Below are 22,422 nucleotides of genomic sequence, written 5' to 3'. Positions count from 1 at the left end.
GTTCCACGGAGTATTTAGATGCCCCTGTCCCATGACCAGATCACCCGGTTTCTGGAATCCGTACATCCTTATGACGCCCTGCCCGCCGACGTACTGGATGAAGTCGCTAAACAGATCGAGGTCTGGGAGGTAGATGAGGATTACCCTGTTTACGATCTGGGCCACAAACTGCCCGGCGTATTCGTGATCTATGAAGGACAGGTTGAAATCACGGATGAGAACGACGAGGTCGTTTCGCATCTGGGCTTGCGCAATTCCTTTGGAGAACGCGGACTGCTCAAAGACGGCAAAGCCGCGACCAAGGCGCGCGCCCATACCCCATCTGTGCTGATCGTACTGCCACCTGAACTGGTGCGAGAGTTGATCGACAATCATGATGTGGTCTCGAAGTTCTTCGATCGCTCACGCGGGGGCCGCAGCGGTCCGCAGAGTTTGGCGACCAGCGCCATTGATGTCCTGATGGCGCACAATCCGGCCACCTGCCCTCCGGCCACGACCGTGCGCGACGCCGCGCGCCTGATGCGCGACAAGGGGATTTCGTCGCTATGCGTGACAGAGGCCGACGATCTGGTAGGCATCACCACCTTGCGTGATATCTCGGGCAAGTTTGTGGCCGATGCAATGCCGGCGGATACTCCGATCTCTCAGATCATGACGCCGAACCCAACCACCCTATCGCCATCGGATATCGGCTCGGATGTGCTGCACGTGATGATGGAGCGAGGGATCGGCCACATCCCGATTTGCGAGGGCGGACGTCTAGTCGGCGTCGTTACGCAGACAGACCTGACCCATTATCAGGCCGTGAACTCGGCAGAGCTTGTTCGCCGAATTGCCCATGCCGACACTGCCCAGGAAATGGCCAAGGTCACGGCAGAAATCCCTCAGCTGCTGGTGCAGTTGGTTGCGGGTGGCAACCGGCATGAAATCGTAACACGGCTGATCACGGATATCGCCGACACTGCCACGCGTCGGCTGCTGAGTCTTGCTGAAGCCAAACTGGGGCCGCCGCCGGTGCCATACCTGTGGCTGGCGTGCGGATCGCAAGGACGACAGGAGCAGACAGGTGTATCAGATCAGGACAATTGCCTGATACTGGACGATGCGGTGACCGAAGATGACATGGCCTATTTCACGCAACTGGCCAAACATGTCTCGGACGGGCTGGATACCTGCGGCTATTTCTACTGCCCCGGTGATATGATGGCGACCAATCCGCGCTGGTGTCAGCCGCTGCATGTCTGGCGCGACTATTTCAAGGGGTGGATTGCCAAACCGAATCCCGAAGCGCAGATGTTGGCCTCGGTCATGTTTGACCTGCGTCCTATCGGCGGTTCGTTCGAGCTGTTCGCCGATCTTCAGGCCGACACGCTGAATGCCGCCAATGCGAATTCGATTTTTGTCGCGCATATGATTTCGAACTCGCTGAAACACACGCCGCCGTTGGGTCTGTTGAGAGGGTTTGCCACCATCCGCTCGGGCGAGCATCGCAATACGCTGGATCTGAAACACAACGGCGTGGTGCCGGTGGTTGATCTGGCGCGGATTTACAGCCTGCAGGGCAAACTGCCCGAGGCTAACACCCGTGCCCGCCTGAAAGCGGCTGAGGCAACCGGTGTCCTCAGCCCCTCGGGTGCGCGTGATTTGCTGGATGCCTATGATCTGATTGCGGAAACTCGGCTGGAACATCAGGTCGCACTGGTCAAATCCGGGGAAAAACCCGACAATTACCTGCCACCTACAAACCTGTCGGATTTTGAGCGCAGCCACCTGAGGGACGCGTTTGTTGTGGTGAAAACCATGCAATCCGCCGTTGGTCACGGCAAAGGAATGCTGGGTTAAAATCGAGAGATCAGGGTCGCCCTCGGCGACCGTATTTGATTTAAAACGACTGGGCGAGGAACGCCCGAAGGCTGGAGAAGACCAATGTTTCTGGAATTGATCGGTACGATATTTGCGGGCTTTGCCTTTGCCGGGATCGTGCTGGTGCTAAACAAGCTGACCGGCGGACGGTTGCCCCGGTGGGCCACGCCGGTTGCAGCAGGGTTGGGCATGATCGGAATGACGATTGCCAGCGAATACTCGTGGTACGACCGCACCCGCGAAACGCTGCCGGACAGTGTCAGCATCATCCAAGAGGTCGAAAGCCGCGCGATTTACCGCCCCTGGACCTATGCCGTGCCTTTCGTGGACAGGTTCGCGGCCATCGACACAGACTCGGTACGCAAGAACGAACAAGTGCCGGGTGAAAGGCTGGTCGAGCTTTATTTCTTTGGTCGCTGGGCACCGGTCTCGAAGGTTCCAGTTGTCGTAAACTGCGCCGAAAACCTGCGGGCCAATCTGGCCGACGGGGCCGAGTTTGGCGACGATGGCCGCGTTCTGAATGCCGACTGGATCAAGGCGGGGACCGGCGATCCGATCATCGAGGCCACTTGCGGAGTCTGATCATGCTGACCAAGTTGAGCCTGCGTCTGAGAATCTTTCTGTTCTTCTGCCTGTTAGCGGCGGGTGGGCTGGCGGTCAGCGCTCTGGCGCTTTGGTTCAGCTATGCTCGTGAGGGCGACCCTGCCCTTTTCGACCCGTTCCTTTTTGCCGGGATCGTAATTGCCTTTGGGCTGTTGGCTCTGATCGCCGGGGTCTGGTTGCTGTTTGACGACAACGTGGCAAAACCGATTGAGCGTCTGTCTGCCGAGTTACGCGCTCGGGCCCATGCCGGGGTTAGCAGCAATATGGATGTGCAGACGGCAAAATACCTGGGCGACCTTGCCCCGGCCGCCGCTGGGCTGGCGGATCAGCTGTCGCACAAGACGCTCAGCGTCGCAGAGGCTGTCGCTTCCGAGACTGCCCAATTGGCGGCCGAAAAGAACCGGCTCACTGCCTTATTGACCGAAATCCCGGTTGCGATGCTGCTCGCCAGCCCGAACCACAAGATCGTCCTCTATGATGCGCAAGCGGCCGAGGTTCTGGCCCAGATCGCACATCCCCGTCTGAATGCCGCGCTTGAAGATTATCTACAGTCTGAAGCGCTGTATGCCGCCTATTCGAAACTGGTCAAAACCGGTCAGGACGTCACCTGCACATTGACCAGCATCGACGGAGCGCAGACTTACGCCGCGCGCGTGAAACCTTTGGGGGATGCGCCTGGATACATGCTGATTTTCGACGACAGCGCGGCGCAGATCGCCCCGGACGCGGCGCGCCCGCTGGTCTATGATTTCGATCTGTTGAACATGTCCGCCTCGGTTAGCTTCGAAGCCCAAACGATTGAAGATCTTTGCTTTGTAGTCTTTGACACCGAAACCACCGGTCTTTTGCCGCATAAGGACGAGATCGTCCAGATCGGCGCTGTCCGGGTCGTGAAAGGTCGCATTGTCGAAGGCGAGCGGATCGATATGCTGGTCGATCCAGGCATCCCCATTCCAGCGGCCTCGACCAAGGTTCACAAGGTCAGCGACCAGATGGTACAAGGCGCGCCCGACATTGGCGAGGCTGGCCGCATCTTTCACCAATTCGCACGGGACGCCGTGATTGTTGCTCATAACGCGCCATTCGACATGGCATTCTTGCGCCGTCACGCCAAGCGGATGGGTGTTGAATGGGACCACCCAATTCTGGACACTGTGCTTTTGTCTGCTGTCCTGTTCGGCGCCAGCGAAACACATACACTGGACGCGCTATGTGACCGTTTGGACGTAGAAATTCCCGAAGCGCTCCGTCACACGGCGCTGGGGGATGCGGTGGCCACGGCCGAGGCGCTTGTGCGGATGCTGCCCATGCTGAAAGCGCGGGAAATCACCACCTTCGGCGCAATCATCACCGAGACCCGCAAACATGGTCGCTTGTTGGAGGACCTGAACTGACCTAGTTTTTCAACGTGATGAACCAAAGTTACCATGGACAATACGGAACGGTCATGGCACCTGACGATCGGGCAGAGAACAGATGCGCAATGACCGAGAAGACTTTTATCCCGACCCCTGATCAAAGCACCGCGTTTCGTGAAGCGCTGGGGTGTTTCGGGACAGGTGTAACGGTCGTCACAACGCAGACGGCACTTGGGCCGCGCGCGATCACCGTGAACTCCTTCACCTCGGTTTCACTGGACCCTCCGCTGGTCCTGTGGTGTCTGGCCAAGGAATCCAACCGGTTCGGCGCATTTTCGGACTGCCAGCACTATTCCATCCATGTCATGGCACAAGAGCAGCAGGACCAAAGCCTGCGGTTTGCTCGGGACGGAGAAGATTTCTCTCACGCAGACTGGAGCGTAGATGAAATGGGCCGACCGCAACTGGCCGATTGCCTGGCGCGGTTTGACTGCCATCTGCATGCCTGCCACGAAGCAGGCGACCACCTGATCATGGTCGGCCATGTGGATCAGGTCATGTACCGCACGGGCCAGGGCCTGATCTTCAAGCGGGGTCAGTTCGGCGGGTTTGTCGACCTGATCTGACGACCCTCAATCGTCAAGAGAGCCGTGAACCGCCAGAGCCTCAAGCTGCGTTTCTTGCGGGGTGATCACGCGGAACGCTTCATGCACGCCACTTTCGGTTAATTCACGCGCAACGGTTAGCAAAGTGTTGGCAGGGTGTTCGTCGCATAGCTCGGACATATGATCTATCTCCGATTGTGCCACGCCCATCGCGGCCTCGACCGATGGTGCGCCGTAGAGTTTCACGAAATGCTCGGCCAGATTTTCGACGATCTGATCTTTCTCAGCCTGTTCGATCTGGGTAACGGCCACAAAGGTCACACGCCCGAAAGTCTCTAGCCCCAGCCAGCCATTGGCAAAGGCCTGACGGGCTTTCCCTTCCAGATCGCCCTGCCCCCAATTCGAGAACTCAAACCCGCCCGAGATGCACCATTCCCCTGTACGCGCGGGCGAGTGGAACACATTCATGTCGCTTTCATCGAAATGTATCGCGCGGGCCAGTTTCATCGGGTCGCCTCCAATAGGTTTGTGAGCGGGCGCAGGTGGGTCTCATCCTTGTCGCGGATCAACATGCCGAACCGTTCATCCGTGCCAAGGAACACGCCCTGCCCCTCGATTGGTTCTCCGACGCCGCGCAGAAGGCCAAGCCATTCGCCATGTAGCGGCGCGTTGCCGTCTTCTGACCAGCGGTTGAGCCATGTCAGCATATGACGCGACCAGCTTTCCACCAGTTGGGTTGCCGAAACCTCGGCGCAGCCCTCATCATACAGCGCGGTGACGTCGGGCGTATGGCCGGGCGCATCGCTGGTTTGCAGCAGTACCAACTCCCACCCGACGACCAACCAGTCGGGTATCTCATCGGGATCGCTGGTCGACGCGGCAACATGAAACTGCCCGCATTTCGCGCCGTTCACGCAGATCAGGCCATCCCAGCCCAGATGCACCGCCACTTCTGGCGGGGCCAGAGCGCCCAGCGCGTTCTGAAACCCGACAGCGCAGAGCGGCAGCATCGCCATGGCGTCCTGCAAGGCGACCTCGGGCGCGAACACGATGGCCGCGCGCAGGCGATCAGCCTGAATATTGTACACGACCGAGCCGGAATCGCAGCCCAGCGCCGCCATGGCCTGGGCCTTTTCGAACGGGTCTTCCCCACCCTTGGCGGGATGACCTGTGAGCAGAGGGGGAAAGACCGGTTCGCTCATGCGTTGCCTTTGGCGATCAGGTCGCGCGCGATCTTGCGGAACGCGTCGGCCTGTGGGCTGTCGGGCTTGCTGACCACGATGGGCGCACCCCCGTCCGCGGCCATCCGGATATCCAGATGCAGCGGGATTTCTCCCAAAAGGGGCACGCCCAGCGCCTCGGCCTCGGAGGCCACACCGCCATGACCAAAGATATGCTCCTCATGCCCGCAGTTGGAACAGATATGGGTCGACATGTTTTCGATCATGCCGAAGATCGGCGTCTTGAGCTGGTTGAACATGTCGATCCCCTTACGGGCGTCGATCAGCGCAACGTCCTGCGGGGTTGAGACAACGATGGCCCCATCCACCTGGAACTTCTGGCTGAGCGTCAGTTGCACGTCACCGGTGCCAGGCGGCAGGTCAACAATCAGCACGTCCAGAGCGCCCCATTGAACCTGGTTCATCATCTGCTGCAACGCACCCATCAGCATGGGGCCACGCCAAACGACCGCCTGCCCTTCGTTGGTCATCAGACCCATCGACATCATGGTCACGCCGTGATTGCGCAGCGGCAGGATCGTTTTACCGTCCGGGCTGGCCGGGCGTCCCGAGACACCCAACATCCGAGGCTGTGACGGCCCGTAGACATCCGCGTCCAGCAGCCCGACACGCCGCCCCTCCGCCGCCAAGGCGCAGGCGAGGTTCGCGGATACGGTCGATTTGCCGACCCCACCCTTGCCCGAAGCAACGGCGATGATCCGATCCACGCCGGGCACAGCCTGCGGGCCGGTCTGAGAGGGCTTTGGTTTCGGCTTCAGATCCGGCGGAGCCTTGTCGGAATGCGCGGTCATCATCGCCGACACTTTCGAAACACCCTCGACCATCTGTGCAGCCTGCTCAGCGGCGGCGCGAACCGGCTCCATCCGCTCAGCCTGTTTGGGGTCGATCTCAAGTACGAAGCGCACGGTATCGCCTTCGACATTCAGGGCGCGCACGACGCCCGCGCTGACGATATCCTGACCGGAAACCGGGTCAGTGATCTTTTTCAAGTTTGCAAGAACCGCGTCACGGACACTCATGCCATCATCCCCATAACCTGCCCCATCGCATGGTTGCTTTTCATTGCATGTGTCTCCGTCTCTTTTCGTTCATTTGACGCATTTGCCTTTTGGCGATTAGGCTTGGGCATGCGCTTTTTCCTTTTGTGCCTCAGCCTGACGCTCTCCGCCACCCCTTCCGGGGCGCAAGACGCGATTGGCTTGGCCAGCCCGACCGAAGTTTCGAACTCGGGCCTTTTGCAACATATTCTTCCGCGCTTTTCACTCAAGACCGGGATACGGGTCATAAGCGATGCTGAGGGCGTTATGGCGTTGAATACCGGTAATGAGGGCGATCCGGTCTTTGCCCGTGGCGAGATCGTCTATCACCTGCGCATTCAGGACGACCCGAAACAGGAGCGGTTTCGTGACTGGCTCCTTTCGGACATCGGCAAACGCACGATCGAAAGTTTTGCTCCGGATCAAGGCCCGCCCTTTAGTGCCAGTTTTGAGGTTGCCAGTACCGAGGCCTCCGAAGTCATCGACGGCAATACCGCATTGGGTGAGGAGCTTTCGATGACCCATTGCGGACGCTGCCACGTGATCGGCCCGCAGAACCGCCTGAATGGGCTGGGCTCGACCCCCTCTTTCGCTGTGTTGCGCACGCTGCCTGATTGGGATGAGAGGTTTCAGGCCTTCTTCGCGTTGAACCCTCACCCGGCCTTTACGCAGATCGAAGGGCTGACGCCCCCCTTCGATCCCTCGCGTCCGTCGCCGATACACCCTGTTGAGATGACGCTGGACGATCTGGACGCCATTCTGGCCTTTGTCTCGGTCATCAGCGCAGCGGATCTCGGCGCGCCGCTGCAGCATCAATGATCCTTCCGTTTTGAGAAATAGTCATCCGTCGTCACAACCTTGGGCCGCGGCTTGGACTGGAACGGATTGTCCTGCATGTTGAACTGCGCACCCACCCTGCAATTGTCGCACATCTGGATCATCCGCGCCTGCTCGGACGAGGCAAACATCGGGTGTATCCCCGACAGCTTCTCCATGACCCGCTCCACCGTTGACTTCACACCGAACGGGGCACCGCATTCGACACATTCAAAGGGCTCTTCCTCGTTCAACACCTGCTGAGACAGCGCGGCATCACTCAGGTCCAGTTGTGGGACCAGCGCAATGGCATCCTCGGGGCAGATGTTGCGGCACAGACCGCATTGCAAACAGGCGTCCTGCTGGAAGTTCAGCTGAGGTTTATCCGGGTTGTCGATCAGGGCCCCCGATGGGCAGAGCGACACACAGCTTAGGCACAGCGTACACGCATCCGTATCCACCGCGACGGCCCCATAGGGTGCGCCTTGAGGCAAAGCCAGTGGCTCCTCGGCCTCAGGGTTCAGAGCCTGCGCTGCCAACCGGGCGATTTGCCTGCGGTTGCCCAAGGGCAGAACCGGATCGGTCAGTGCCGCCGGTACCTGTTGCGCATAGAGCAGATCGCTCATCGCATCCGGGTCGGCCTCATCAATCAAACCAAGACCCGTGTCCGGCGCGATCGCCTGTGCAAGCTCCAGCTCGCGGTCCAGCGCGTCCCGCTCGGTCGTGGGGGCCAGCAGGATGTCGACCATCGCAAAGCCGTGGGCCAAAGCGGCCAGCATCTCGGCGTGGCCAAAACCGGAAATCACACTCAACTCCATCGGAATGACATCGGCGGGAAGACCACGTCCGAACCGCGCGGCAATCCGGATCATCTCGGCGCCGTGGGCGTCATGCACCAGAAGGCGCGGCGCAGAGCCTCCGGCCCGGCGATAGGTCCGGGCCAGGACATGCATTCGCGACAGCACCGCCGACACAGGCGGGTCTTCGTAGGTGATCGCGGTCGAGGGGCACAGGGCAGCGCACGCCCCACAGCCCGCACAGATCATGGGATCAATGGCAACATGCTCTCCGGCGGGCGTGATGGCCCCGGTCGGGCAGATATCGAGGCAATTGGTACAGGCCACCTGTTCCGCCCGCGAATGGGCACACAGAGTTTCCTCAAGACGCACATAGAGGGGTTTTTCAAACGTCCCCACCAACTGCGCTGCATCAAACGCCAGTTTGGAGACAGCCAGTGGGTCCCGCGGGTCCGCCCTCAAATAGCCTTCGCGCTTGGCCGGGGCTTGAACCAGCGGCGCGTCTCCGGTCACATCAATCAGGATGTCGCAGGCCGACTGCGCTCCGTCGCGCGGATCGGTCCAACCAAATGCGCCACGACCACCGGGCGCGATCTGCTGCAACTCGTCGATCCGCAGGGCAAACCCGCCCAAAGCGCCCGAAACCGAGCGGACCCGCCCCCGCACCACGTCAAAGCTGCGGCTGATGGGCGAGGTTTCATCACCCGTCACAACAGTCACCGCCAGCGTGGTCGACAAACGCTCGGCCAGATCAAAGGCGACCTCGGCCGGGCCAACGATGCAACAGGTCCCCTCGCTAACTACATCAACACTGGGCGAGATGGGCATGGGCACCAACGCCTCGGCCGCCAGGGCCGCCATCTTGGGGGCCGCGTCACCGGATTGGTCCGACCAGCCCGCGCGGTCCCTCAGATCGACAAAGGCGGGTGGCTCAACCTCAAGATCCTCGGCCAGATCGCGGAACACCTCCTGCTCTTGCCCGCAGGCAATCAGCAGTTGGTCATCCCCTTTCATGAACTCTGCAACGACACCCAGTTCTCTCGTGCAAAGGGCGGTGTGCGTCTTGCTGCACTCGAGTTCAGTGGCCGCGCCGATACGGTCGGCATCCACCTGCTGCGAGCCTTCGCAGTTACATAGAATAAGTTTGGTGGCCATGTCCCTCCCCCGGACAGCTTCCTGACTTGTTACCTTAGATGGTATCGCCCGGCTGGCAATCCAGTCTTTGTCAAACACCACGCTTCGCACGTTAAATTCTATTGGAGCGCTTATTTTCCTGATTCAAAACGTCGGAATTTCACTTGTTAAACTTTAGTCGTACAAGAGGTTTTTCACGCGATTGAGACTTGGCAGAGCCGCCCTATGTGTACCATAGTAGACTTAGGGTAAGGCAGGGGAGAGCCTTACGGGGAGGAGCCAGTGGCCAAGGCCGCAAGCCGTATTGAAATGCCTGTTGGCGTCATCGTGCGCAAGACACCCGGGGTAACTCGCTGGGCGAAGTGGAACTGGCGTGCAGTTGCCGTGCTGCCCGGTGCAGGCCCTGCTGATTGGGTGGAGCTTCGGCGCGAAGGCGATGCGGTGGAATACCACGCCGCCACCCTGCCCCTGACCCTCTGGGCCGATGAGACCGAAGCTTATATGGTCAACCTCTCCGATGGGCAGCCTTCCGTCTATCTGGTTCTACGCAATGATCTGGACGGCAACCGCCCGATGGATGCGGCGCTGATCACCGCCTCTCCGTTCGAGGGGCAGGATTACGCGGATACTGGCGAGGAGATCGTTGAGAAGATCCCGATGACCGAAGGCCTGATCGCCTGGGTTCGGGATTTCACCTTGGAACACCACCGCGATGAGGTTTTCATCAAACGCCGCCGTGACAAGAAACGCACGGACCTTGTGGAGGACGGCAAGGGGGATGCGCGTATTCGGCAGACCTCGGACGTCTACCGCGCACCGAGGAAGGTGCTGCAATGACCCAACCCCGCGATTTCTGGTCCCGCCGCAAGGCAGCCGTTCAGGCAGAAACCGAGGCCGAAGCGATCGCGGTGGAACAACAAACCATTGCGGCGCAACATGCCGAGTTGGAAGAAAAGAGCGACGCCGAAATTCTGGTCGAGTTCAACCTGCCCGACCCCGATCAGTTGCAAGTTGGCGATGATGTGTCGGGCTTCATGGCCAAGGCAGTCCCCGACCGCTTGCGCCGCCGCGCCCTGCGTCGGCTTTGGCGGCTGAACCCGGTTCTGGCCAATGTGGACGGGCTGGTCGACTACGGCGAAGACTACACCGATGCCGCCTGCGTGATCGAAAACCTCCAAACCGCTTATCAGGTCGGCAAAGGGATGTTGGCGCATATCGAGGCTTTGGCAACCGAAGAGGATGAGCCAGAGGTCGGCGCCCCCGAGCCTGTCGAGGAAGAAGAACCCATCCTCGCCGAACCTGAACCAGCGCCGGAACCGATGGCTCTGGCTGATGCGGAAGAACCCGAGGATGAGCCTTATACCCCGGCCCCGCGCCGCATGAGATTTGAATTCGAAGGATAACGGATGACCGCAAGCGACGCGCAACACATGGATATCTCGGCCGAGGATCGGCTGCGCGCGGATTTCTACAATTTTCTGGGCCTGCTGCTCGCTGGCCCGCCGGATCAGTTGCTAATGGATCAGATGGCGGGACTAAGTGGCGATGACACCGATCTGGGCCAGGCCATTCAAGCCATGGCACGGGTGGCCAAGGTGACCAAACCCGCCGCAGCAGAACGCGAGTTCAACGCGCTGTTCATCGGGTTGGGCCGTGGTGAGCTGCTGCCCTATGCCAGCTTTTACCTGACCGGGTTCCTGAACGAAAAACCTCTGGCTCAGTTGCGTAATGATATGGCCGTGCGCGGCATAACCCGTGCCAAGAACGTGTTCGAGCCCGAAGATAACATCGCCTCGCTGATGGAGATTATGGCTGGCATGATCGTCGGCCGGTTCGGAACCGCTGCCCCGCTCGACGACCAAAAAGCGTTCTGGAACAAACATATCGGCCCCTGGGCCGCACATTTCTATTCGGATTTGGAAGCAGCCGAAGCTTCGGTTCTCTACGCCTCGGTCGGGACGGCCGGTCGGGTGTTCATGGAGATCGAGCGTGAGGCCTTCCGAATGACGGCGGCATAACCCGCCACTCACCAGCGCCCAAGGAGGCGCTAGATCGCAAATGGGAGAGGAGACACCCATGAGCAAGACCAAGGAAGAAGGCGCAACCCGCCGCGACTTCCTCAAACTGGCCGGAACCGCAGCGCCCGCTGCTGTCGCCGCCGCCAGCCTGAGCGGTCAAGCCGAAGCAGCCGAGCTGACGACGGACGAGACCCGCATGCAGGACACCGCGCATACCCGCGCGTATCTGGAAAGCGCGCGCTTCTAAGCCGCCTCGACTGCGCCCGGCCTCGCCGCCGGACGATGTCATCTACCCGACGGACGGTTGCGATTGGCCCTGATGTCGGTTCGCGAAGTACCAAGCCAGCCGTGGCTGACACGGCGCGCAAGGGAGGAAAACAATGCTTAGGAAAAAGACCAACGGGGTTGCGAGACGCCCCCAGCGGACAAGTATCCTGTCCCAGGTCGGCGAGAAAACCGTCGATCGCCGCGCATTCCTGCGTGGCTCGGGCCTGACGATCGGCGGCCTTGCCGCGATCAGCGCCACGGGTGGAACCGTGACGCAAGCCAGCGCCCAGACAGCGGCAAACCAAGCCGTTGAGAATATCAAATCCGTCTGCACTCACTGCTCGGTCGGCTGTACAGTTGTTGCCGAAGTGCAAAATGGTGTCTGGGTCGGTCAGGAACCCGGTTGGGACAGCCCGTTCAACCTGGGTGCACACTGCGCCAAAGGGGCCGCGGTCCGCGAACACGCCCATGGCGAACGCCGCCTGAAGTATCCGATGAAAAAGGAAGGCGGAGAGTGGAAGCGCATCAGCTGGGACGAGGCGATCAACGAGATCGGCGACGGCATGATGAACATCCGTCAGGAATCCGGGCCGGACAGTGTGTACTGGCTGGGTTCTGCGAAGCACAATAACGAACAGGCCTACCTGTTCCGCAAGTTCGCCGCCTACTGGGGCACGAACAACGTGGACCATCAGGCCCGTATCTGCCACTCGACCACTGTTGCGGGCGTTGCGAACACATGGGGTTACGGCGCCATGACCAACTCGTATAACGACATGCACAACAGCCGGGCCATCTTTATCATCGGTGGCAACCCGGCCGAGGCGCACCCCGTCTCGCTGCTGCATATCCTGCGTGCGAAAGAGCAGAACAATGCTCCACTGATCGTCTGCGACCCGCGCTTTACGCGCACTGCGGCGCATGCGGATGAATATGTCCGCTTCCGCCCCGGCACAGACGTCGCATTGGTCTGGGGTATCCTGTGGCACATCTTCGACAACGGTTGGGAGGACAAGGAGTTCATCCGCACCCGTGTCTGGGGGATGGACCAGATCAAAGAAGAGGTTGCCAAGTGGACCCCTGATGAGGTTGAGCGCGTCACCGGCACACCCGGCTCGCAGCTGCGCCGCGTCGCCCGGACCATGGTGAACAACCGTCCCGGCACCGTTGTGTGGTGCATGGGTGGCACTCAGCACACCAATGGCAACAACAACACCCGCGCCTACTGCGTGCTCCAACTGGCACTTGGCAACATGGGCACCACGGGTGGTGGCACCAACATCTTCCGCGGCCATGACAACGTGCAAGGCGCGACGGACCTTGGTGTTCTGTCCCACACCCTGCCCGGCTACTATGGCCTGTCGAAAGGTGCATGGGGTCACTGGGCCCGTGTATGGGGTGAAGATCCCGAATGGCTGGCCGGTCAGTTCGCCACGATCAAAGACAAGGAAGGCAAGGATAAACCGCTCCAGAACGAGCGCGGCATCCCGGTCTCCCGCTGGATCGACGGTGTTCTGGAAGACCCTGCCAACATGGATCAGGACAACAACGTCCGCGCCATGGTTCTGTGGGGCCACGCGCCCAACTCGCAGACCCGGATGACGGAAATGAAGACGGCGATGGAGAAGCTGGACATGCTGGTCGTGATCGACCCGTATCCCACCGTCTCGGCCGTTCTGCAGGACCGCACTGATGGCGTCTACCTGTTGCCAGCCTGTACCCAGTTCGAAACACGTGGCTCGGTCACGGCCTCGAACCGCTCGCTGCAATGGCGCGACAAGGTGGTGGATCCCCTGTTCGAAAGCTTGCCGGACGAGGTCATCATGGCCAAATTCGCCAATAAGTTCGGCTGGGCGGATCGTCTGTTCCGCAACATCGAGATGGACGACCCGGAAACCCCGAATGTTGAAAGCATCACGCGTGAGTTCAACTCGGGCCTCTGGACCATCGGCTATACCGGTCAGTCGCCAGAACGTCTGAAAAGCCACATGGCCAACCAGCACACGTTCGACAGAACCACGCTGCAAGCCATTGGTGGACCCAACGACGGCGAGTATTATGGTCTGCCCTGGCCTTGCTGGGGAACGCCTGAGATGGGTCATACGGGTACACCGAACCTCTATGACATGTCCAAACCGGTGGCCGAAGGTGGCCTGACCTTCCGCGCCCGTTTCGGGGTGGAACGCGATGGTGACAACCTGTTGGCCGAAGGGGTCTATAGCGTCGGATCGGAAATTCAGGATGGATACCCTGAATTCACGATGCAAATGCTCATGGACCTTGGCTGGGATGGAGACCTCACGGCGGAGGAACGCGCAGCGATCGACGCTGTTGCGGGACCAGAGACCAACTGGAAGACCGACCTCAGCGGCGGTATCCAGCGCGTCGCGATCGCTCATGGCTGTGCGCCCTTCGGGAACGCAAAGGCACGCGCGGTTGTCTGGACCTTCCCGGATCCGATCCCACTGCACCGCGAGCCGCTCTACACGAACCGGCGCGATCTGGTGGAGGACTATCCAACCTACGAGGACCGTCAGGCCTATCGCCTACCGACCCTTTATGCTTCGATCCAAAAGAACGACTTTTCAAAGGATTACCCGATAATCCTCACGTCAGGTCGCTTGGTCGAATATGAAGGCGGTGGCGATGAGACACGGTCTAACCCGTGGCTGGCCGAGCTTCAGCAGGACATGTTCGTCGAGATCAATCCGCGCGATGCCAACAACCTTGGTATCCGTGACGGATCGCAGGTCTGGGTCGAAGGTCCTGAGGGCGGCAAGGTCAAGGTGATGGCGATGCTGACCAACAGGGTCGGTGCCGGCGTGGCCTTCATGCCATTCCACTTTGGCGGCCATTTCCAGGGCGAGGACCTGAGGGAGAAATATCCCAAAGGTGCCGATCCCTATGTGCTGGGTGAAAGTACCAACACCGCCCAGACCTATGGCTATGATTCAGTGACCCAGATGCAGGAGACCAAAGCGACTCTCTGCAAGATCTGGTCAGCGTAAGGAGGAGAAGAGAAAAATGGCAGCAAGAGCAAAATTTCTCTGCGACGCTGAACGCTGTATCGAGTGCAACGCCTGTGTCACCGCGTGTAAGAACGAACACGAGGTGCCATGGGGCATCAACCGCCGCAGGGTGGTAACGATCAATGACGGCAACCCGGGCGAACGCTCGATCTCGGTGGCCTGTATGCATTGTTCGGATGCGCCATGCATGGCGGTGTGCCCGGTCGACTGCTTCTATCAGAACGAAGAAGGCGTCGTCCTGCACTCCAAGGACCTGTGCATTGGCTGCGGCTATTGCTTCTACGCGTGCCCCTTCGGCGCGCCGCAATACCCGCAGGCGGGCAACTTCGGATCGCGTGGCAAGATGGACAAATGTACCTTCTGCGCCGGCGGCCCCGAGGAAACGCACTCGACTGCAGAGTTCGCCAAATATGGTCGCAACCGGATCGCCGAGGGCAAACTGCCCATCTGCGCCGAGATGTGCTCCACCAAGGCCCTGCTCGCCGGTGACGGCGATGTGGTCTCGGCCATCTACCGCGAGCGTGTAGTTGCGCGCGGGTTTGGCTCGGGCGCATGGGGTTGGGGCACGGCCTACGACCAGAAAGACGGCTAATTCGTCTGCATAAGAAACAGGTGACCCGCCAAGGTGGGTCTCCTGCATTAGGCATTTTGACCGAGGTTCAGATGTTCCGTCTACTCTTCGCCCTTCTGTTCACAATTGGGCTGACCCAATTCGCCCTTGCCCAAAGCACCGAGACCGAGGCCCCTGCCGCGGACGCGCGCGCCGCGACCGGCGGTGCCACGACGCTTGAAGATATTCTGGCGCGGCAGCGGGGTGAGAAAGTAGACAACGCCTATCGCTCGGAAAACACCGGTCAGGGCAATGTCGAGGGGCTGCTGGGCCAATTCGGAACAAGCGGCGTTGCCTCGGACAGCGATATATATCGGGCAATTCGCTTTGGCTCAGCCGATACAACGGTGTCCTCGCAAGGACCTGCTGCTGGTGTCCTGATTCAGGATGGCGGCATGTGGTGGTGGAACTTCCGAACGGGTCCACTGCGTGAATACGGCAGCTACATCATTGCTGGAATGGCAGCCGTCATCCTGCTGTTCTTCCTGATCCGCGGGAAAATCCGCATTGATGGGGAAAAGACAGGCCGCACGGTTCTACGCTTCAACAGTTTTGAACGGTTCGGGCACTGGCTGTTTGCTGGATCGTTCCTGATCCTTGGGATCACTGGCCTGCTGACGCTTTATGGCCGCGACTTCCTAATCCCGATCTTCGGCAAGGAAGGTTTCGCAACCATCGCGCAGGGCTGTAAATGGCTGCATAACAACCTCGCATGGGCCTTCATGCTGGGCTTGATCATCGTCACCGTGAACTGGATCGCCCATAACATCCCCAACAAAACCGACCTGAAATGGCTGGCTGCCGGAGGGGGATTGTTCACCAAAGGCAGCCATCCGCCCGCCAAGAAATTCAACGCGGGCCAGAAAATCATCTTCTGGGCCTGTATCCTGCTGGGTATCTCAATCAGCCTGTCCGGCCTGTCGCTGCTGTTCCCGTTCGAACTGCCCATGTTCGCCAAGACCTTCTCGATCGCCAACTCCACAGGCATTCCGCAGGCGCTTGGCTTAAACCTGCCCGTCCAGATGTCGCCGCAGGAGGAAATGCAATACGCCCAAGTCTGGCACGTCATGGTGGCCTATGTCTTCATCGCCATCATCATCGCCCATATCTACCTCGGCTCGGTCGGCATGGAAGGCGCGTTTGACGCCATGGGCACTGGCGAGGTCGAAGAGCAGTGGGCGCGTGAGCATCACTCGCTCTGGCTGGAAGAGGTGCAGGAAAAAGAGGCAGGAAAAGCAGCGGCCTCTCCCGCTGAATAGATGCGCTGGCTCGCTGTCGCGCTGGCCCTGATCCCCCTGCCCGCATGGTCCGAGTTCTTTACGCTCAAGGGCCATGGCGGGCCGATCATGGGCATCGCAACCGCACCTGACGGGCGGATCGCTACGGCCAGTTTCGACAATTCGGTTGGTCTGTGGTCCGATCAAATGCCCGAATGGTTGGAGGGCCATGAAGCCGCCGTCAACTCTGTTGTGTTCAACGGCACTGCCATCTACTCCGCCGGAGACGATTTCACCCTGCGCCGCTGGCCGGGTGGAGAGGTCGTTGGCCAGCACAAAGGCAAGATCGTGGGCCTTGCAGCCTCAAAAACCCATGTCGCCACAGCCAGCTGGGACGGCTCGATAGGCTTGTGGCCGGTGGACGGCTCTGTGCCACAAATGCTGGGCCCGACTGGTGGCGGTGTGAACGCGGTGGTGTTTTCACAGGATGGAACCCGGCTGTTCTCGGCGGGTGTGGATGGCAGCCTACGCGAATGGGACGTGGCCAGCGGCCAGGAAACCCGGCGCGTGGTCGAACATGGCTTTGGCATCAATGAGCTTGCCCTGAACGAACAAGACGGCTGGATCGCCTATGGCGCTGTGGATGGCGGGACCCGTATCCGCGACCTCAGCACGGATGAAGAGAGGGATTTCACCCTGGACCGACGCCCCATTCTGGCGCTGGCCCTCAGCCCTGATCGCAGCCTATTAGCCGTTGGCGATGGTGAAGGTTACATCATGGTGATCGACACGGTGGACTGGCGTATCGCCCAGGATTTTCGCGCCACGCTGAGGGGGCCGGTCTGGGCGCTGGCGTTCTCGGCTGACGGCCAGAACATCCACGCAGGGGGAATTGATGAAGCCATGTATAGCTGGCCGGTCGCCGCCCTGAGGGATCAGGAACAGATGGCCGCGTCAGAACCAAGTTTCCTGAAAGACCCCGACCAGATGAGCAACGGCGAACGGCAATTCGCCCGCAAATGCTCGATCTGCCACAGCCTGACACCGGACGGGCAGCGCCGTGCAGGTCCGACACTCTACGAAGTGTTCGGACGGCAAGCCGGAACCCTGCCTGGTTATTTCTACTCGGAAACGTTGCAAGACTCTGATATCATTTGGAATGACGAGACGATAAATGCCCTTTTCGATGAGGGGCCGGATCACTACATTCCAGGATCAAAGATGCCGATGCAGCGGATCACGCAAGAAAAGGACCGGGACGACCTGATCACCTTTCTGCGCCGCGCAACGGTCGATCCGAACTGAACCGGAGGAAAAGATGAAAGCCTTTCTTGCCGCCGTAACTGCAATGGTCGTCATCACTGTTGCCGCCCCCTTTGCGCTGAACCAGATCGGCTTCAGCGCGGAACAGGCGACCTCTGGCCCTGCTGTGCGCCTCGACTGAATGTCCGAATACCTGACGACGAAAGAGCTGGCCGACCTGTTGCGGATCGGCGAGCGGAAAGCCTATGATCTCGCCTCATCGGGCGAGGTGCCTTGTGTCCGCGCCATGGGCAAGCTGCTGTTTCCCCGGTCCGAGGTGATTGCATGGCTTAACGCCTCGCGTTCGGGCCCGCAGGTGGCGGAACCGCCCCTGCCCCCGATCGTGGCCGGCAGCCATGATCCACTGCTGGACTGGGCGCTGCGGGAGAGCGGATCTGGTCTTGCGACTTATTACGATGGCTCATTCGACGGTCTTATCCGCCTTGGCAGTCGCAGCGCACAGGCAGCAGCGCTACATATCCATGAGGACGAAGGCTTCAACACTCAATCCCTGCGCGATGCTTTGGGCGAGGCCTCTGTGGTCCTGATCGAGATTGCGCAACGACAACGCGGGCTCTTGCTGTCTCCGGAAACCTCAGACATTGCAGGTTTTGACGACCTCAGAGGTCGCCGCGTCGTCTTGCGCCAAAACAGCGCCGCCAGCCAACGTCTGTTCGATGCCGAACTCTCAACCCAAGGCCTGACCCGAGACGACCTGACCGCCCTGCCCACCTGCGCCCGCACCGAGGAAGAGCTGGCCATAACCCTACACGACAACAAAGCCGAGGCCGGGTTTGGCCTAGGCGCATTGGCCGGCCTCTACAACCTGCGCTTCGTGCCGACCCACTCGGAACGGCTGGATCTGGCCATCTGGCGGCGGGCCTATTTCGAGGAGCCTATGCAGAAACTGCTGCACTTCATACGCTCGGATCAATTCCAAACCCGCGCGTCAGAATTTGGTGGATATGACCTGACCGGTTTAGGCCAGGTCCACCACAACGGCGCCAGCGGCTAGCGCTTCATCTTTTCTAAAATACTCTCGCTGAAGGCATTGGCCGCAGGCCAATTTACTGCGCATTTGGAAAAAACACCTGCTGCCCTTCCAGTCGGAAATCCGCAATCGCAGCCTGACCGTCCGGACCCGTCAGCCAATCAATGAACCTCTGCCCGGCATTGGCACGCGTTTTCGGATGCCGCTCGGGATTCACCAGGATCACACCATATTGGTTGAACAATCGCGGATCGCCCTCGACCAAAATCTCAAGATCCCCTCTGTTACCAAAGGAAAGCCAGGTCGCCCGGTCGGTCAGCGTATAGGCCCCCATGCCGCTGGCAATGTTCAGCGTGGCCCCCATGCCAGATCCCGTCTCGCGATACCATTCACCCGACGCTTCGGTCGGATCCAAACCGGCATCCGCCCAATGGCCCATCTCGGCCTTATGCGTTCCGCTGTCATCCCCGCGCGAGGCGAATACGGCCTCTACCGCCTCGATCGCAGTCAGAGCGGAGAGGATATCCGCCCCCCCTTTGACGCCCGCCGGATCCGATTTTGGCCCGACCAGAACAAAGTCATTATACATCAGATCCAAACGCTCAACGCCCCAACCATCTGCGACGAACTTCTCTTCTGCAGGCTTGGAGTGGACCAGCAGCACATCCCCATCGCCATTCACCGCATTGCGAATGGCCTGACCGGTGCCAACGGCCACGACGCGGACATCAATACCACTTTCCGCCTCAAAGCCCGGCAACAGATAGTCCAGCAAACCCGAATTCTGGGTCGAGGTGGTGGATTGTACCACGATAAACGGCTCTTCCGCTGTGGCTACGCCAGCCATAATCCCAAGCCCAAGCGCCGCTGCGCGCAAAATTGCCCGTCTCATCACATGCTCCAATGTTTTTGTTAAGTAACCAATGCGCCCGAGAGATAGCGACGTGATGCGTCGCTTTCTGGGGCATCCAGAACCTGTTTGGCCGGTCCGTGTTCCACCACACGCCCGCCCTGCATCATGACAATATCCGCAGCCAACCGCCGCGCCTGTCCGATGTCATGTGTCACCATGACGATCCTTACCCCACGCGCCGAGGCCCGCAGGATCATGCGCTCAATCATCTGCACAGCACTTGGGTCCAGCGCGCTGGTCGGCTCGTCCAGAAAAAGGGTCTCAGGGGTCATCGCCAAAGCCCGCAGGATCGCCAGCCGTTGCGCCTCCCCGCCCGACAAAGACCGCGCTGGCTGGCGGGCTTTGCTCTCAAGGCCACCTTCGGCCAACAGCTCGGCGATCCGAAGTTTGCGCGCGCGACGCGCCAGCCCCTGCCGTTTCAGCACGAAATCCAGATTGGCAGACACTGATCGGCGCAGAAGAACGGGCTGTTGAAACACCATTGCTTGCCGCGCTGTATGAGAGGCATTCAGCGGAGCACCATCCTGCACAACCTGTCCCTGATCTGGTGAGATCAACCCATGCAGACACCGCAAGAGCAGGCTTTTGCCCGCCCCGTTTGGACCCAGCAACAGTGTTGGCCCCGGCCCGTCCAGCGTCAGCTCGGCCACATCCAACAAGGCCTGCCCATTGCGCCGGATGACCAGATCACGGACCTGCAGGGACCGCGTCATCTCAAAGGTCAGATCACGCATGACGCAACCCCTCCTGTTCGGCGCGGAGGCTGGCGGCACTGACCATGGCGTTCACAGCCACCGCGATCCCGATCAGGATCGCCCCCAGCGCCAGCGCCAAAGCCAGATTGCCTTTCGAGGTCTCGAGCGCGATTGTCGTCGTCATCACCCGCGTGACGTGATTGATGTTGCCGCCAACGATGATCACGGCGCCCACTTCGGCAATGGCACGTCCGAACCCGGCCAGAAGCGCGGTGATCAAAGCCAAGCGCGCATCCCACAACAACACCGGAACCGAGGCCAAACGCGACACTCCAAGTGAACGGAGTTGTTCTGAATACTCCTCGGCCAGCATCTCGACTACTTGCCGGGTCAGTGCGGCGATGATGGGCGTGACCAAAACCACCTGCGCGATGATCATGGCGGTGGGCGTATAGAGCAGCTCCAATACCCCCAAAGGCCCCGAACGGGACAGCATAAGATAGACCAACAGGCCGACCACCACCGGTGGAAAGCCCATCAAAGCATTCATCAGTACGATCAACGCGCGGCGACCGGGAAAGCGCGCCACGGCAAGCGCCGCACCAACGGGCATCCCGATCAGGGCCGAGATCAGCACCGCGAACACGGATACTTTCAGAGACAGAAAGACAATCGCCCACAGCTCTGCATCTCCATTGAGGATGAGAGAGAGGGCGTGACTGAATTCCTCTGCAAATCCTTGCATTTTATCCTTTTAAGCGAGACCAGATGGATGATTTGCGTTAATTTACAAGAAAATACTACTATAGATTCACCAAAAGTACATACACGAAACCGACAGTCAGAATAGAAAACGCGGCCCCGTTTTGGGACCGCGTCTTTGCGTCAGAAATGCCTGACTGGTTTAGTTCAGCGCTGCGTCGGTCACCTGATGTGTCCATGCACCTTCCGGCTTCGCGGTGATGACCGGATCGGATCCACCTGCCAACAGTGTACTTACCGTACGCTCAAAATCAGCCGGGTCCAGCGCCCCGTTCGATCCTGCGGTCAGTTTAGCAATCTCGCCCATCATGCGTTTCTGATGCTCTTCGGTCTGCGCACCAGTAGCGTCATTGTCGAGAACGATCAGAGCGGCCTCATCCGGGTTCTCTTCGGCATATTTCCAACCTTTCATCGAGGCCCGCACAAAGCGCTGCATTTTCTCAACAAAGGCTTCGTCGCTCAGGTTCTCTTCCAGCACGTAAAGACCATCTTCCAGCGTTGCCACGCCCTGATCTTCGTACTTGAAGGTCACCAGCTCATCCGGATTCACGCCTGCATCAATGACCTGCCAGTATTCATTGTAGGTCATGGTGCTGATGCAATCAGCCTGACGCTGCAGCAGAGGATCCACGTTGAAGCCTTGCTTCAGCACCTCTACACCGTTTTCAGCCTTACCGCCTGTGTCGATGCCCAGCTGGCTCATCCAGCTCATAAACGGGAATTCGTTTCCAAAGAACCAAACGCCGAGAGTGCGGTTCTTCAGATCTTCGGGCGAGGAAATCCCCGCATCCTTCCAGCAGGTCAGCATCATGCCTGAGCTTTTGAAAGGCTGAGCGATATTGACCAGCGGCAAGCCTTTTTCCCGTGCGGCCAGTGCGGCCGGCATCCATTCGACGGTCACATCCGCACCGCCACCCGCGATCACCTGAGTGGGCGCGATATCGGGACCGCCCGGCAGGATAGTGACGTCCAGATCTTCTTCCTCGTAGAACCCCTTGTCCTTCGCGACGTAGTAGCCTGCAAACTGCGCCTGCGTGACCCATTTGAGCTGTAACGTTACCTCATCGGCGGCCAGTGATGCACTGGCGGCCAGGCTAAAGGCGGCAACCGCCCCGCTGAGTAGCTTTTTCATCTTCATCTTCTCCTTGTTACGAATTGTGCCCC

Annotated in this window: 23 protein-coding genes; 15 read left to right on the top strand and 8 right to left on the bottom strand. The window is 59.8% G+C overall.

The window, feature by feature from the left end; all coding sequences use genetic code 11:
* Nucleotides 1-18 precede the first annotated feature (18 nt).
* The 4 genes from ACR0C3_RS03805 (at nt 19) to ACR0C3_RS03790 (ending at nt 4,450) form a co-directional block, all read left to right on the top strand.
* A complete protein-coding gene (locus ACR0C3_RS03805; protein WP_480757227.1) occupies nt 19-1,842 on the top strand; it encodes a DUF294 nucleotidyltransferase-like domain-containing protein in 1,824 nt (607 codons plus the stop codon).
* An 84-nt stretch (nt 1,843-1,926) separates the two neighbouring features.
* On the top strand, nt 1,927-2,445 hold the full coding sequence (locus ACR0C3_RS03800; RefSeq protein ID WP_480757226.1) for a hypothetical protein: 519 nt from the start codon (nt 1,927-1,929) through the stop codon (nt 2,443-2,445).
* 2 nt (nt 2,446-2,447) lie between these two features.
* A complete protein-coding gene (locus tag ACR0C3_RS03795; protein WP_480757224.1) occupies nt 2,448-3,860 on the top strand; it encodes a 3'-5' exonuclease in 1,413 nt (470 codons plus the stop codon).
* 89 nt (nt 3,861-3,949) lie between these two features.
* The gene (locus tag ACR0C3_RS03790; RefSeq protein ID WP_480757222.1) at nt 3,950-4,450 is read left to right on the top strand and encodes a flavin reductase family protein; all 501 of its coding nucleotides are present in this window, start codon (nt 3,950-3,952) and stop codon (nt 4,448-4,450) included.
* A 6-nt stretch (nt 4,451-4,456) separates the two neighbouring features.
* Here the strand turns inward: ACR0C3_RS03790 and ACR0C3_RS03785 are convergent, their stop codons facing one another.
* From ACR0C3_RS03785 to ACR0C3_RS03775, 3 genes are read right to left on the bottom strand one after another with little or no spacing between them, the layout of a single operon-like run.
* Complete coding sequence (locus tag ACR0C3_RS03785; RefSeq protein WP_480757221.1) at nt 4,457-4,936, bottom strand: DUF6505 family protein; 480 nt, start codon at nt 4,934-4,936, stop codon at nt 4,457-4,459.
* Nucleotides 4,933-5,631: a biotin/lipoate--protein ligase family protein gene (locus ACR0C3_RS03780; protein WP_480757220.1), complete on the bottom strand. Its 699-nt coding sequence runs from the start codon at nt 5,629-5,631 to the stop codon at nt 4,933-4,935. Before ACR0C3_RS03780 ends, ACR0C3_RS03785 begins: the two co-directional genes overlap by 4 nt.
* Nucleotides 5,628-6,689 (bottom strand): Mrp/NBP35 family ATP-binding protein, encoded by a 1,062-nt coding sequence (locus ACR0C3_RS03775; RefSeq protein WP_170526484.1) that lies wholly within the window; start codon nt 6,687-6,689, stop codon nt 5,628-5,630. Before ACR0C3_RS03775 ends, ACR0C3_RS03780 begins: the two co-directional genes overlap by 4 nt.
* Before the next feature lie 108 nt (nt 6,690-6,797).
* On the opposite strand from ACR0C3_RS03775, the gene ACR0C3_RS03770 reads away from it, so the two are divergent.
* Nucleotides 6,798-7,526, top strand: coding sequence for a c-type cytochrome (locus ACR0C3_RS03770; RefSeq protein ID WP_480757219.1), 729 nt, complete (start codon nt 6,798-6,800; stop codon nt 7,524-7,526).
* Here ACR0C3_RS03770 and ACR0C3_RS03765 read toward each other — a convergent pair.
* Entirely contained in the window at nt 7,520-9,475 is a 1,956-nt protein-coding gene (locus ACR0C3_RS03765) for a 4Fe-4S binding protein (RefSeq protein WP_480757217.1), read from the bottom strand. The genes ACR0C3_RS03770 and ACR0C3_RS03765 overlap by 7 nt on opposite strands.
* Before the next feature lie 261 nt (nt 9,476-9,736).
* Between ACR0C3_RS03765 and ACR0C3_RS03760 the strand changes: the two genes are divergently transcribed.
* The 10 genes from ACR0C3_RS03760 to ACR0C3_RS03715 all read left to right on the top strand — a co-directional run bounded on the left by ACR0C3_RS03760 (nt 9,737) and on the right by ACR0C3_RS03715 (nt 18,912).
* Entirely contained in the window at nt 9,737-10,291 is a 555-nt protein-coding gene (locus ACR0C3_RS03760) for a DUF3305 domain-containing protein (RefSeq protein ID WP_170469868.1), read from the top strand.
* Nucleotides 10,288-10,857 carry a DUF3306 domain-containing protein gene (locus ACR0C3_RS03755; RefSeq protein ID WP_480757216.1) on the top strand — a complete coding sequence of 190 codons (570 nt, stop codon included), beginning with the start codon at nt 10,288-10,290 and terminating at the stop codon, nt 10,855-10,857. Before ACR0C3_RS03760 ends, ACR0C3_RS03755 begins: the two co-directional genes overlap by 4 nt.
* A gap of 3 nt (nt 10,858-10,860) precedes the next feature.
* Nucleotides 10,861-11,472: a TorD/DmsD family molecular chaperone gene (locus ACR0C3_RS03750; protein ID WP_480757215.1), complete on the top strand. Its 612-nt coding sequence runs from the start codon at nt 10,861-10,863 to the stop codon at nt 11,470-11,472.
* A gap of 58 nt (nt 11,473-11,530) precedes the next feature.
* Nucleotides 11,531-11,719, top strand: a complete 189-nt coding sequence (locus ACR0C3_RS03745; RefSeq protein ID WP_480757214.1) for a ubiquinol-cytochrome c reductase iron-sulfur subunit N-terminal domain-containing protein — start codon at nt 11,531-11,533, stop codon at nt 11,717-11,719.
* Nucleotides 11,720-11,852: 133 nt separating this feature from the next.
* The gene (locus ACR0C3_RS03740; RefSeq protein ID WP_170376584.1) at nt 11,853-14,747 is read left to right on the top strand and encodes a formate dehydrogenase subunit alpha; all 2,895 of its coding nucleotides are present in this window, start codon (nt 11,853-11,855) and stop codon (nt 14,745-14,747) included.
* A 16-nt stretch (nt 14,748-14,763) separates the two neighbouring features.
* Nucleotides 14,764-15,360 carry a formate dehydrogenase FDH3 subunit beta gene (fdh3B, locus tag ACR0C3_RS03735; protein WP_170376582.1) on the top strand — a complete coding sequence of 199 codons (597 nt, stop codon included), beginning with the start codon at nt 14,764-14,766 and terminating at the stop codon, nt 15,358-15,360.
* Between the two features lie 71 nt (nt 15,361-15,431).
* Nucleotides 15,432-16,637, top strand: a complete 1,206-nt coding sequence (locus ACR0C3_RS03730) for a formate dehydrogenase subunit gamma (RefSeq protein ID WP_480757213.1) — start codon at nt 15,432-15,434, stop codon at nt 16,635-16,637.
* Entirely contained in the window at nt 16,638-17,900 is a 1,263-nt protein-coding gene (locus tag ACR0C3_RS03725; RefSeq protein WP_480757212.1) for a c-type cytochrome, read from the top strand.
* A gap of 13 nt (nt 17,901-17,913) precedes the next feature.
* Nucleotides 17,914-18,039, top strand: a complete 126-nt coding sequence (locus ACR0C3_RS03720) for a hypothetical protein (protein WP_480757210.1) — start codon at nt 17,914-17,916, stop codon at nt 18,037-18,039.
* Nucleotides 18,040-18,912, top strand: coding sequence for a substrate-binding domain-containing protein (locus ACR0C3_RS03715; RefSeq protein WP_480757209.1), 873 nt, complete (start codon nt 18,040-18,042; stop codon nt 18,910-18,912).
* Nucleotides 18,913-18,964: 52 nt separating this feature from the next.
* On the opposite strand, the gene ACR0C3_RS03710 is transcribed toward ACR0C3_RS03715, so the two are convergent.
* The 4 genes from ACR0C3_RS03710 to ACR0C3_RS03695 form a co-directional block, all read right to left on the bottom strand.
* Nucleotides 18,965-19,780 (bottom strand): ABC transporter substrate-binding protein, encoded by an 816-nt coding sequence (locus ACR0C3_RS03710; protein WP_480757208.1) that lies wholly within the window; start codon nt 19,778-19,780, stop codon nt 18,965-18,967.
* Between the two features lie 20 nt (nt 19,781-19,800).
* A complete protein-coding gene (locus ACR0C3_RS03705; protein WP_480757206.1) occupies nt 19,801-20,535 on the bottom strand; it encodes an ATP-binding cassette domain-containing protein in 735 nt (244 codons plus the stop codon).
* Nucleotides 20,528-21,241: an ABC transporter permease gene (locus ACR0C3_RS03700; protein WP_170689975.1), complete on the bottom strand. Its 714-nt coding sequence runs from the start codon at nt 21,239-21,241 to the stop codon at nt 20,528-20,530. The genes ACR0C3_RS03705 and ACR0C3_RS03700 overlap by 8 nt, the downstream gene beginning before the upstream one ends.
* Nucleotides 21,242-21,400: 159 nt before the next feature.
* Nucleotides 21,401-22,390: an ABC transporter substrate-binding protein gene (locus ACR0C3_RS03695; protein WP_170376562.1), complete on the bottom strand. Its 990-nt coding sequence runs from the start codon at nt 22,388-22,390 to the stop codon at nt 21,401-21,403.
* Nucleotides 22,391-22,422 lie beyond the last annotated feature (32 nt).

Source organism: Ruegeria sp. CK3, from assembly GCF_056536565.1.
The sequence above is the reverse complement of the archived record's forward strand: the minus strand, read 5'-3'. Positions and strand labels throughout refer to the sequence as shown.